We start from the raw sequence: 12,552 nt of genomic DNA on the forward strand, positions 1-12,552 counted from the left end.
GGTCATGGTTTCCGAGGCCGGCGCTTCGGTTTATTCGGCGTCGGAACTGGCCTCCAAGGAGTTCCCGGACCTGGACGTGTCGATTCGCGGGGCGGTGTCCATCGCCCGTCGCCTGCAGGACCCGCTGGCGGAACTGGTGAAGATCGATCCGAAATCCATCGGTGTCGGCCAGTACCAGCACGACGTTTCCCAGTTGAAACTGGCCCGGGGCCTGGACGCCGTCGTGGAGGATTGCGTGAACGCCGTGGGCGTGGACGTGAACACCGCTTCGGTAGCGCTGCTGGCGCGCATCTCCGGCCTCAACGCCACGCTGGCGCAGAACATCGTCACCCACCGCGACGAACACGGTGCGTTCAAGACCCGCGCCGCATTGAAGAAAGTCCCGCGCCTGGGTGAAAAAACCTTCGAACAGGCCGCCGGTTTCCTGCGCGTCATGAACGGCGACAACCCGCTGGATTCGTCGGCTGTCCACCCTGAGGCCTATCCGCTGGTGCAACGCATCGCCGCCCAGACCGACCGCGACATCCGCTCGTTGATCGGTGACGCCGCGTTCCTCAAGCGCCTGGACCCGAAAAAATTCACCGACGAAACCTTCGGCCTGCCCACCGTGACCGACATTCTTCAGGAACTGGAGAAACCCGGCCGCGACCCACGCCCCGAGTTCAAGACCGCCGAGTTCCAGGACGGCGTCGAAGACCTCAAGGACCTGCAGCCGGGCATGATCCTCGAAGGCGTGGTGACCAACGTCACCAATTTCGGGGCCTTCGTCGACATCGGCGTGCATCAGGATGGTCTGGTGCACATCTCCGCCTTGTCGGAGAAGTTCATCAAGGACCCGCGCGAAGCGGTAAAGGCCGGTGATGTGGTGAAAGTGAAGGTCATGGAAGTCGACATCCCGCGCAAACGCGTCGGTCTGTCGATGCGCATGAGTGACACACCGGGCGAGAAGGTCGACGGTGCCCGCGGCGCTCGTCCGGGCTCGACACCGCGCCAGTCGCAGAACACCGCGCCGCGCAAGGAAACCGCCACTGCGGCCCCGGCGAACAACGCCATGGCCTCGCTGTTCGCCAACGCCAAGCAGTTGAAGAAACGCTGATGGACGCGCCAGCCGGGTTGGTGGAAAGCGCGTTTTTCAAGCTGCTCGGCTGCCGTCTGCACAGCCTGGGGGACGGGGTGGCGCAAGTCGCCCTGAGCCTTGAGCCACCGCTACGCAACCGTGGCGGCAAGCTGCACGGCGGCGCGCTGTTCAGCCTGGTGGACATCGCCATGGGCCTGGCTTGTTCCAGTGTCCACGGTTTTGACCAGCAGAGTGCGACCATCGAATGCAAGATCAACTACATCCGCGCCGTCTCCGACGGTGAGGTGCTCTGCACGGCCCGGGTCATCCACCCGGGTCGGCGCACGCTGGTGGTTGAGGCCGAGGTGATGCAAGGCGACAAACTGGTCGCAAAAGCACAAGGCACGTTCGCAGTCCTATAGCTCCCTGTCATCGATTTGGGTTAATTTCGGCGCTGCGAATGCGGCATCGATATCCCCTGTGGGAGCGAGCCTGCTCGCGATAGCGGTGGACCAGTCAATGTAAAGTTGACCGACATACCGCTATCGCGAGCAGGCTCGCTCCCACAGAGGGGCCGCGACGAATTGTCTTTGGCCACACAAAAACCAGGCGAAAACGCCAGTTTTAACTTCACCCTTGTAGACCGTCGTGACCACCCCCATATTGGGGCGACTGACGCGTGAAGGAATTCAACTTGAGCGACCTTTTAAACCGCCGCCTGGCTCTGCTCGGCGAGCGCGCCAACCTCTCCCTGCTCGAGCAGTGCCTGCACGGCATCGAACGTGAATGCCTGCGCGTCACGGACACAGGGCATCTGGCGCAGACCCCGCACCCCGAGGCCCTAGGCTCGGCGCTGACCAACGAGCAGATCACCACCGACTATTCCGAGTCGCTGCTGGAGTTCATCACCCCGGCCCAGGCTGACGTGGCCGATACCTTGCACAGCCTCGACAAGATCCACCGGTTTGCCTACAGCAAACTCGGCAACGAGTACCTGTGGAGCCCTTCGATGCCGTGCCCGCTGCCAGCGGAGGAAGACATCCCGATCGCGTATTACGGCACCTCGAACATTGGTCGGCTCAAGTATGTCTACCGCCAGGGTCTGGCCCTGCGCTATGGCAAGACCATGCAATGCATCGCCGGGATCCACTACAACTTTTCCCTGCCGGAAAAACTCTGGCCGCTGCTGCGTCAGGCCGAAGCCGTTGAAGCGAGCGATCGTGATTTCCAGTCATCGGCCTACATCGCGCTGATCCGTAATTTCCGTCGCTACAGCTGGTTGCTGATGTACCTGTTCGGTGCCTCGCCGGCTCTGGATGCCGGCTTTCTGCGCGGCCGTCCGCACCAGTTGGAACAATTGGATCCGGACACCTTGTACCTGCCGTACGCCACCAGCCTGCGCATGAGCGACCTGGGTTACCAAAGCAACGCCCAGGCCGGCCTGACCCCCTGCTACAACGACCTGGCAAGCTATACCGACAGCCTGCGCAAGGCGGTGGCGACACCGTACGCGCCCTACGTCGAAGTCGGCACGCATAAGAATGGTGAGTGGGTGCAGCTCAACACCAATATTTTGCAGATCGAAAACGAGTACTACTCCAACATCCGCCCAAAACGCGTGACCTATACCGGCGAGCGCCCGATCCAGGCGTTGATGGCTCGAGGCATCCAGTACGTCGAAGTCCGTTGCCTGGACATCAACCCCTTCCTGCCGATGGGCATCGACCTCACCGAATCGCGCTTCCTCGATGCGTTCCTGCTGTATTGCGGTCTGAACGACAGTCCGCTCCTGGAAAACAACGAATGCAGCAATGCGACGAACAACTTCCTGACCGTGGTCAAGGAAGGCCGTCGGCCAGGTTTGCAATTGCAACGCCAAGGGCAATCGGTGGACATGCAAGCCTGGGCTATCGAGCTTCTGGAAAAGATCGCGCCATTGGCCTCGCTGCTCGACGAGAGCCAGGGGGGCGACGCCCACCGCCAGGCATTGGACGCGCAATTGGCGAAGGTGCGGGACCCGTCCCTGACGCCTTCCGCCCAAGTGCTGGCGGCCATGGCAGAACACCAGGAAAGTTTCGCCCAGTTCTCCCTGCGCCAGAGCAAGGCCCACGCCGAATTCTTCCGCGCCGAGCCGTTGCCTGCCCAGGAACAGAGCGCATTCGAAGAAAACGCTCGTCAATCCCTGGCTCAGCAAGCCGAGCTTGAGCAGAACGAAGTGGGGGATTTCGATGTGTTTGTAGGGGCGTACCAGGCGAGCATCCTGGCAATCAGTAACTAGGCACACCTCGCCGACGAGCGAACACCTGTGGGAGGGAGCAAGCTCCCTCCCACAGGGTTTTGTGTACAGCCGGCCATTTCTGGCGGATCGGCTGATTGGCTCAAGTCACTACTCCGCCGACGAAGGCTTCTCCCACAGATTGATCCCGCCCTCCTGGGCAAACCGGTCGATCTGCGCCAGTTCTTCAGCGCTAAAACTCAGGTTCTTCAACGCCCCGACGTTCTCGATAATCTGCTCCGGCCGACTGGCGCCGATCAGCGCAGAGGTTACCCGTGCGTCGCGCAGGGTCCAGGCCAGGGCCATTTGCGCCAGGCTTTGCCCGCGACGCTGGGCAATTTCATTGAGGGCGCGTACATGGGCGATGTTCTCCTGCGACAGGTGCGAAGCCTGCAACGAACCACCACCCGGGCGATTGACCCGCGCATCGGCCGGAATGCCTTTGAGGTACTTGTCGGTCAGCAGGCCCTGGGCCAACGGCGTAAAGGCAATCACACCCGTGCCCAGTTCATCGGTGGCGTCCAGCAGGTCCTTTTCCACCCAGCGATTGAGCAGGTTGTAGGCCGGTTGATGGATCAGCAGTGGGACCTTCCACTCTTTGAGTAGCGCAGCCATTTCCCGAGTCTTCACCCCGGAATACGAAGAGATGCCAATGTACAACGCCTTGCCCTGCTGCACAGCCGTGGCCAGCGCACTGGCAGTTTCTTCCAGCGGGGTGTCGGGGTCGAAGCGGTGGGAATAGAAGATATCCACATAGTCCAGGCCCAGGCGTTGCAGGCTCTGGTCCAGGCTGGCCAACACGTACTTGCGCGAACCACCACCCTGGCCGTAAGGACCCGGCCACATGTCCCAACCGGCCTTGCTGGAGATGATCAACTCATCGCGATACTGCTTGAAGTCTTCGCGCAGCAACCGACCAAAATTGATCTCGGCGCTGCCGTAGGGCGGGCCGTAGTTGTTGGCCAGGTCGAAGTGATTGATACCCAGATCAAACGCCGTACGCAGCAGCGAACGCTGCGTGTCGATCGGCGTGCTGTCGCCGAAGTTGTGCCACAACCCCAACGACAGCGCCGGCAGCACCAGCCCGCTGCGACCGACACGGCGGTAAGGAATGGACTCGTAGCGGTTTTCGGCAGCGGTGTAGGTCATCGAAAGGCTCTCTGTTCGGGTGGCTGGTACAAGGGGCAAGCTAACACCTCACAGACGCATTCGTCAGGCCGAAAGTTCGCATATCAGGTGTGGGGGCTGGATGCCGGCGCAGGTGATCTGCCGCAGATTGGCCACGCATCGGCCAATCAACGAGGCGTCATGCAGCGCGCTTATTGTTTGTAATTACTGAACAGTCAAGGCAGCCGTCGGGCATTTATCGCTGAGGGTAAACATGTGAATCTGGCGTCATCCACTTCAAAAGGAGCCCTCTTATGCCCTCTCCAACCGCCAAAGTTGCCATCGTAACCGGCGCCTCCCGCGGCATCGGTGCCGAAATCGCCAAGCAATTGGCTCTCGATGGCTATGCCGTCGCCATTAACTACGCCAACAGCGCCGCCGAAGCCTCGAAGCTGGTGGTGCAATTGCGCCAGGCCGGTCACCAAGCCATAGCGATCAAGGCAGATGTGTCCTCTGCCGTCGACGTCCGCCGGATGTTCGATGAAACCGAAGCGCAACTGGGCAAGGTGGATGTGCTGATCAATAACGCGGGTACCCTGCAAGTGATGCCCTTGGCCCAGCACAGTGACGAGTTGTTCGACCAGACGTTCGCCATCAACACCCGCGGCACCTTCAACACCCTGCGCGAAGCCGCAACCCGTTTGAACGACGGTGGCCGGATCGTGAATTTTTCCAGCAGCACCGTTGGCCTGAACCTGCCCGGTTATTCGGTGTACATCGCCAGCAAGGCCGCCGTCGAGTCACTGACACAGGTGTTTGCCAAGGAACTGCGCGGCCGCCAGATCACGGTCAACGCCGTGGCGCCCGGCCCGGTTGCTACCGAACTGTTCCTGCATGGCAAGAGCGAAGAACAGATCCAGAACTTCGCCAAAATGCCGCCCCTGGAACGCCTCGGCCAGCCGGAGGACATCGCCAGCATCATATCCTTCCTGGTCAGCCCGGCCGCCGGCTGGGTGAACGGGCAAATCCTGCGAGCCAACGGCGGCCTGGTCTGAGGTTTCGCCTGATCAGCGCACCAGGTGCAGGAACTGCATGTGCCGCTCGTATTGGTCGAGGATGTCGTTGATGACCTGCTCCTTGGTATAACCCACCAGATCGTAGTCCTGGCTGCCTTCGCTCAGGTGCACTTCGGCGCGGTAGTAACGGCGGTTGTTGAGTTCCTTGGAGCCCATGCCGCCGCGGGCGAAGGACGGCGTGAAGTAGCCGCGCATCTGCACCTGGTAGATGAACGGATGCTGCTCGCCGTGGCCGATCTCCAGGCTGACGCTGTCGTTGGCCGGGTCTGGCTGGGTCACCACTGTCAGACCTTTCTCGGCGAACACCGCCTTCACCTCTTCGATGGCCGGGCGCACCGTGGTGTCGAGAAAACGGTACACCTCATCGCGGGACGGGAAATGCACCGCCTGACTCAAGCGCTGTCGCCAGCCGCCCGTACCCCGTCGAGAAGCCGACACCGGCGCCAGCGAATGCAACTGCGCAATCTGCTTCTGGGACTCGAGGTAAAACGCCTTGTGCAGACCCCACATCATCAGCAGCAGAATCAGCGAGAACGGCAAGGACGTCAGCACCACTGCCGACTTCAAGGCATCGATACTGCCGGAGAACAGCAATGCGCTGGTCACCAGGGCAGTCATCGCTCCCCAGAACACCCGCAGCCATTTGGGCCCGTCTTCATCGGGGTTGCCGCCCTTGGCCGACAACGTGGAAAGCACCACGGTGCCGGAGTCGGCTGACGTGACGAAGAACACAAAACTGATAAACACGGTGACCGCGATGACGGTCTTGCTCCATGGATAGGTTTCCAGCAGCAAATAAAGGCTCATCGACGGGTTTTCCAGGGCCGACATACCCAGGGCACTCATGCCGTGGTTCAGCACTTGGTCAATGGCGCTGTTACCGAAGATCGACATCCACGCCAGGGTGAAGCCAAGGGGAATCAGCAGCACGCCAAACACGAACTCACGGATAGTGCGCCCACGGGAAATGCGCGCAATGAACAACCCCACGAACGGCGACCACGCAATCCACCAGGCCCAGTAGAACACCGTCCAGCCGCCCAGCCAGTCGCTGGGCTCGTCGTAGGCATACACGTCAAAACTCTTCATCGGCAGGGCGCCGAGATAATCGCCGATGTTCTGGATCAACGTGTTGAGCAAATGCTGGGTAGGTCCGGCAAACAGCACGAACAGCAGCAATGCGCAGGCCAGCAGCATGTTGATGTCGGACATGACCCGCACGCCTTTATCGACACCGGCCACCGCCACAATGATTGCCGCGCCCATCATCAGCACGATCAGGCCGACCTGAATCCACTGGGTATGGGCGATGCCGAACAGGTAATCGAGCCCGGAATTGAGATGCAGCACCCCAAACCCCATGTCCGCGCCGAGGCCGAACACGGTCGCGATGATGCCGAAGCCGTCCACCGCGTAGCCGATGGGACCGTTAATACGTTTACCGATCAGCGGGTACAGCGCTGAACGCAGGGCCAGCGGCAAATTGTGCCGGTAGGCAAAGTACGCCAGGGCCATGCCGACGAAAGCAAACACGCCCCAGCCGTGCAGGCCCCAGTGCAGAAACAGGATCTGCATGGCCTGGCGCGCGGCATCTGCGGTACCGGCCTCGCCTTGCGGTGGCTGAACCAGATGGGTCAGCGGTTCGGAGACACAGAAAAAAAACAGCGTGATGCTGATACCGGCAGCGAACAGCATGCCAGCCCAGGACAGGTAACTGAATTCGGGCTCGTCGTGGTCGGCACCGAGCTTGATCTTGCCGTAGCCGGACAAGGCGGTGACCACCACGAAGACCAGATACAGGGTCATCGCCAACATGTAATACCAGCCGACCGTATTGGCCGCCCAGTTCTGCGCCGCCAGCAGCCAGGCCCCCGCCTGCTCCGGCACGGCGATGACCACCAGGCCGAACAGCAGAATGAAGGTCGCGGCAAAGTAAAAAACCGGCGGATTCATGCGGACCAGGCCGCTGGGTGGAAGGGACGAGGCACTCATGAGCGATGTACCCCGCAAAGCGGAATCGTGAAAATCGAAAACGGACTCGGCAAAGGCAAGCCTCCTGTTGTGAGCGGGCAGCAAACCGACGGTTTAACTTGAATGAACGTTCAAGTTAAACATGAATAGGTAGCTCAGGACTAATCGCACGGCTGGATGGCATGTTTCCTACGCTAGCCTACGGGAGGGTATGACGTTGCCTGGAGAGCATTCGTTCAGTGTTCAACAGACATAACACAGCCCCTGTAGGAGCGAGCCTGCTCGCGATCGCGGTGTGTCAGCGAATGGATGTACCCACTGAACCACCGCCATCGCGAGCAGGCTCGCTCCCACAGGTTTTCGCTGCTCACCTCTCATGCGTCCCCATTTACGCCCCGGCAAACGATTGGCGGTTGCCCATCAATATCGGCGTGCCTATAGTCCATGGATTTCCTGCAACCAGTACGACCCCATGATCAAACAACAGCTGGCGCGCTTTAACCGTCTCGACCTGCTCGGTCATCCAACTCCCCTGGAAAAACTCGACCGTCTTTCCTCCTGGCTCGGTCGCGATATCTATATCAAGCGCGATGACCTGACGCCTCTAGCGCTGGGCGGCAACAAGCTGCGCAAGCTCGAATACCTGGCCGCCGACGCCCTGGCTCAAGGTGCCGACACCCTCATCACCGCCGGGGCGATCCAGTCCAATCATGTGCGCCAGACCGCCGCGCTGGCGGCAAAGCTGGGCCTGGGCTGTGTGGCCCTGTTGGAAAATCCCATAGGCACCGAAGACAGCAACTACCTGAGCAACGGCAACCGGCTGCTGCTGGAGCTGTTCGACGCCAAGGTCGAATTGGTAGAAAACCTGGATAACGCCGACGAGCAGTTGCAAGCCCTCGCCGCACGCCTGCGCAGCAATGGGAAGAAGCCCTATCTGGTACCGATTGGCGGTTCAAACGCTCTGGGTGCGCTGGGGTATGTACGCGCCGGGCTTGAGCTGGCCGAGCAAATCAAGGACACCGGCCTGAATTTCGCTGCCGTGGTGCTGGCTTCGGGCAGCGCCGGGACGCACAGCGGCCTGACGCTGGCGCTCAGTGAAACGCTGGGGCAACTTCCCGTGATTGGCATAACGGTGTCTCGCAGCGAAGAAGACCAGCGCCCCAAGGTCCAGGGCTTGGCCGAACGCACCGCCCAGTTGCTCGAGGTATCGCTTCCAGAGGCCTTCAAGGTGAACCTGTGGGATGAATACTTCGCCCCCCGCTACGGCGAACCCAATGCCGGTACGCTGGCGGCAGTCAAATTGCTGGCTGGCCTGGAGGGCCTGTTGCTGGACCCGGTCTACACCGGCAAGGCGATGGCCGGCCTGCTCGATGGGGTGGGTCGCGACCGCTTCGACGAGGGCCCGATCATCTTCCTGCATACCGGCGGCGCACCGGCGTTGTTTGCGTATAACGCGGCGTTCCAGGCGTAGTGAAGTTCTCAATGTGGGAGCGAGCCTGCTCGCGATAGCGCCGTGTCAGCCAAAACAACATTGACTGGTTATCGCGAGCAGGCTCGCTCTCACAGGGGACTTTTTTCATTCCATACTCGAATATTTGAATGATTTAATATTATTTTCCAATCTATAAACACCACCCTATAGTCTCGCCACAGGCGCATTTGCCGCGAGACGCCCAGGCTGCTTTAAGGCAGGATGTGGCAATCTTTTCGGATCGCGGCTACGCCTTATCTCAGCCAAAATAACCTCTTCATAAGAAAACACAGGGGCTTGTCATGAATTTTTCCGCATTACGTCGCAACCTGTTGGTGGGTTCGCTGGGCCTGGCATTGAGCGCCGGCCTGCTGGGCCAGGCCGTTGCCGGTGAGCAGCTGCAAAAGATCAAGGACGCGGGCGTGATCAACGTCGGCCTGGAAGGCACTTACCCACCGTTCAGTTTCGTGGACGCCGACGGCAAGCTGGCCGGTTTCGAAGTGGAGTTTTCCGAAGCCCTGGCCAAGGAGCTGGGCGTGAAGGTCAAACTGCAACCGACCAAATGGGACGGCATTCTCGCAGCGCTGGAATCCAAGCGCCTGGACGCGGTGATCAACCAGGTCACCATCTCCGAGGAGCGCAAGAAGAAGTATGACTTCTCCCAGCCCTACACTGTTTCCGGCATCCAGGCGCTGGTTCTGACCAAGAACAAAGACGCCATCAAGACCGCCGATGACCTGGCCGGCAAGAAAGTCGGCGTTGGCTTGGGCACCAACTATGAGCAATGGCTCAAGGAAAACCAGCCAAAGGCTATTATCCGCACCTACGACGATGACCCAACCAAATACCAGGACCTGCGTGTAGGCCGCATCGACGCCATTCTGGTAGACCGGCTGGCTGCTCTGGAGCTGACCGCCAAGGCCAAGGACACCGCTGTAGCCGGCGAGCCGTTCTCCCGCCAGGAAGCCGGTATCGCCCTGCGCAAAGGCGAGCCTGAGCTGCTGGACGCAATCAACAAGGCCATCGACAAACTGCGGGCCGACGGCACCCTGGCGAAAATTTCGCAGAAGTACTTCAACGCTGACGTCACCCAATAATGGAAGAGGCTTTTCAACTCGCGCTGGACTCCGCGCCCTTTTTGCTCAAGGGCGCGTATTACACGGTCATCCTCAGTTTGGGCGGCATGTTCTTCGGCTTGCTGCTGGGCTTCGGCCTGGCATTGATGCGCCTGTCGCGCTTCAAACTGGTGAGCTGGATCGCCCGCATCTACGTATCGTTTTTTCGCGGCACGCCGCTGCTGGTGCAGTTGTTCGTGATCTATTACGGGCTGCCCCAACTGGGCATCGAGCTGGATCCATTGCCGGCGGCGCTGATCGGCTTCTCGCTGAACATGGCGGCCTATGCGTGTGAAATCCTGCGGGCCGCCATCAGCTCCATCGAGCGCGGCCAGTGGGAAGCCGCGGCCAGTATCGGCATGACCCGCGCCCAGACCCTGCGCCGGGCCATCCTGCCGCAAGCGGCGCGAACGGCCTTGCCTCCTCTGGGCAACAGCTTCATTTCCCTGGTCAAGGACACCGCACTGGCGGCGACCATCCAGGTGCCGGAGCTGTTCCGTCAGGCGCAGTTGATCACTGCCCGCACTTTCGAAATCTTCACCATGTACCTTGCCGCCGCGCTGATCTACTGGATTCTCGCCAGCGTGCTGGCGCACCTGCAGAACGTCCTGGAAGCCCGGGTCAATCGGCATGACCAGGAGTCCTGACCCATGATTGTCGTGGAAAAACTGACAAAGCAGTTCAAGGGTCAAGTGGTGCTCAATGGCATCGACCTGGAGATCGAAGAAGGCGAAGTGGTGGCGATCATCGGCCCCAGCGGTTCGGGCAAGACCACCTTCCTGCGCTGCCTGAACTTCCTCGAAGAACCCAGCAGTGGCCGGATCAAGGTCGGCGACATCGAAATCGATGGCAGTCGCCCGCTGAACCAGCAACAGAACCTGGTGCGTCGTTTGCGCCAGCAAGTGGGTTTTGTGTTCCAGAACTTCAATCTGTTCCCCCATCGCACCGCGCTGGAGAACGTCATCGAAGGCCCACTGGTGGTGAAGAAGATCCCCCGTGCCGACGCTGAGGTTTTAGGCCGTAAACTGTTGGCCAAGGTCGGGCTGGCGGGCAAGGAGGACGCCTACCCGCGGCGTCTTTCCGGTGGACAGCAACAGCGCGTGGCGATTGCCAGGGCGCTGGCGATGGAGCCCGAGGTGATTCTGTTCGACGAGCCAACGTCGGCCCTGGACCCGGAGCTGGTGGGCGAGGTGCTGGCGACGATTCGTGGCCTGGCCGAAGAAAAGCGCACCATGGTCATTGTGACTCACGAAATGGGCTTCGCCCGGGACGTAGCGAACCGCGTGGTGTTTTTCGACAAAGGTGTGATCGTCGAGCAAGGCGAAGCCAAGGCCTTGTTTGCAGCCCCCCGGGAGGAACGCACTCGACAGTTCCTCAGCAAGTTCCTCTCGGCCGGACACGGCGACCAGTAAATTATTGATATTGTCCCCACTTCCAAGGATGGAAGTGGAACAACTAACAGCCCAGCGTAACAAACTGAAACTTCCAGTTGACTTAACACAGCCACCCCGTTGACGTGCGGTATATACATATCTCCGGCAACACTTCTCTTTGGGCTACGCTATTTATCCGACTTCCTGCCGCACCTCCCTTCCAAACCAATGAACCCGAGGAAAATGGCGCACAACGCAACGTATTCTTAACTTCGATGCGTAGGACATTTCTGAAGCCTTATACAATTAATTATTAAGCAAGTTCCTCTATTGACACTGAAACTGCTGAACCCTTATCTAGTGACCCACAGGCGATGCGAACTATTTTAGTTCTGCGCGATGAACCGCAGACAGGGTCCATGCTGCGCAATAAAAATATATCGCGATGATTAAGCGCTTTTGATCTTCCCGAAACGGACTTCGTTTTAAAGCATCAAGGAGAACACCATGACATGTACGTCGAATATTCCTGAACTGGCTGCGCCTACCCTGGTCAACGCTCTGCGTACCCGCATCAACATCACCAGCGCTGCGCACCTGCAAGTGGCAATTGCCCCTTACCCCGGCATGGACGCGGGCGATCTGATCGAGCTGTTCTGGGACAACTGCTACGTCGGCTCCCGCCTGTTGTCCCAGGCCGACGTGCAAACTAGCGTTACGTTGCGAGTACCCGAGAGCTTCGTTGTAAACGGGACCTCGCGCATCCATTACCGCGTGATGCAAGTAGGGCGCGGCCCGGCGCTGTCAGCAACGCAACGGGTGCAGGTCAAGCTCGATTGTCCCGGTGGCCAACCGTCGGCCCTGAGCGGTGATGAAAACCAAGGCCTGGCGCCAGTGCGGATTCCTGATGCCATTCGCCGCAAGGGCGTGAACCCGAGTCAGGTCAAACGCGGTGTACCACTGACCATAGAGCCCTATCTGAACATGGCTGCTGACGATGCGATTACCTTGCGCTGGGGCGACGTGCGCATGGACCTGCCCCGCATCAAGCCCTGCGAGGTTGGGCAGCCGATCAACATCTGGGTACCGCCGCAGATCATTCTGGAG

At 60.0% G+C, this 12,552-nt stretch carries 11 protein-coding genes; 9 read left to right on the forward strand and 2 right to left on the reverse strand.

The window, feature by feature from the left end:
* From GSM73_RS27945 to gshA, 3 genes are all read left to right on the forward strand, one after another.
* A partial coding sequence (locus GSM73_RS27945) for a helix-hairpin-helix domain-containing protein (protein WP_256677080.1) occupies positions 1-1,096 on the forward strand: 1,096 nt, incomplete at its 5' end.
* Positions 1,096-1,479: a PaaI family thioesterase gene (locus tag GSM73_RS24335; protein WP_047226840.1), complete on the forward strand. Its 384-nt coding sequence runs from the start codon at positions 1,096-1,098 to the stop codon at positions 1,477-1,479. The genes GSM73_RS27945 and GSM73_RS24335, both read left to right, overlap by 1 nt.
* A gap of 272 nt (positions 1,480-1,751) precedes the next feature.
* Positions 1,752-3,335, forward strand: a complete 1,584-nt coding sequence (gene gshA / locus GSM73_RS24340; RefSeq protein WP_160894040.1) for a glutamate--cysteine ligase — start codon at positions 1,752-1,754, stop codon at positions 3,333-3,335.
* A 108-nt stretch (positions 3,336-3,443) separates the two neighbouring features.
* Here the strand turns inward: gshA and mgrA are convergent, their stop codons facing one another.
* Entirely contained in the window at positions 3,444-4,481 is a 1,038-nt protein-coding gene (gene mgrA, locus GSM73_RS24345) for an L-glyceraldehyde 3-phosphate reductase (protein WP_047226838.1), read from the reverse strand.
* 272 nt (positions 4,482-4,753) lie between these two features.
* Here mgrA and GSM73_RS24350 point away from each other — a divergent pair, with 272 nt between their 5' ends.
* Positions 4,754-5,494, forward strand: coding sequence for an SDR family oxidoreductase (locus GSM73_RS24350; RefSeq protein ID WP_047226837.1), 741 nt, complete (start codon positions 4,754-4,756; stop codon positions 5,492-5,494).
* 12 nt (positions 5,495-5,506) lie between these two features.
* Here GSM73_RS24350 and betT read toward each other — a convergent pair whose 3' ends face one another.
* Entirely contained in the window at positions 5,507-7,468 is a 1,962-nt protein-coding gene (gene betT, locus GSM73_RS24355) for a choline transporter BetT (RefSeq protein WP_171061300.1), read from the reverse strand.
* A 490-nt stretch (positions 7,469-7,958) separates the two neighbouring features.
* On the opposite strand from betT, the gene GSM73_RS24360 reads away from it, so the two are divergent.
* The 5 genes from GSM73_RS24360 to GSM73_RS24380 form a co-directional block, all read left to right on the forward strand.
* On the forward strand, positions 7,959-8,957 hold the full coding sequence (locus GSM73_RS24360) for a D-cysteine desulfhydrase (RefSeq protein WP_160894042.1): 999 nt from the start codon (positions 7,959-7,961) through the stop codon (positions 8,955-8,957).
* Between the two features lie 302 nt (positions 8,958-9,259).
* Positions 9,260-10,054: a cystine ABC transporter substrate-binding protein gene (gene tcyJ / locus GSM73_RS24365; RefSeq protein WP_047226834.1), complete on the forward strand. Its 795-nt coding sequence runs from the start codon at positions 9,260-9,262 to the stop codon at positions 10,052-10,054.
* Positions 10,054-10,719, forward strand: coding sequence for a cystine ABC transporter permease (gene tcyL, locus GSM73_RS24370; protein ID WP_047226833.1), 666 nt, complete (start codon positions 10,054-10,056; stop codon positions 10,717-10,719). The genes tcyJ and tcyL overlap by 1 nt, the downstream gene beginning before the upstream one ends.
* Before the next feature lie 3 nt (positions 10,720-10,722).
* On the forward strand, positions 10,723-11,484 hold the full coding sequence (gene tcyN, locus GSM73_RS24375; protein WP_047226832.1) for an L-cystine ABC transporter ATP-binding protein TcyN: 762 nt from the start codon (positions 10,723-10,725) through the stop codon (positions 11,482-11,484).
* A gap of 468 nt (positions 11,485-11,952) precedes the next feature.
* Positions 11,953-12,552 (forward strand): hypothetical protein (locus tag GSM73_RS24380; protein WP_160894094.1); only part of this gene is annotated, 600 nt, incomplete at its 3' end.

The organism is Pseudomonas sp. PICF6, assembly GCF_009831705.1.
Classification (GTDB): Bacteria; Pseudomonadota; Gammaproteobacteria; order Pseudomonadales; family Pseudomonadaceae; genus Aquipseudomonas; species Aquipseudomonas rhizophila.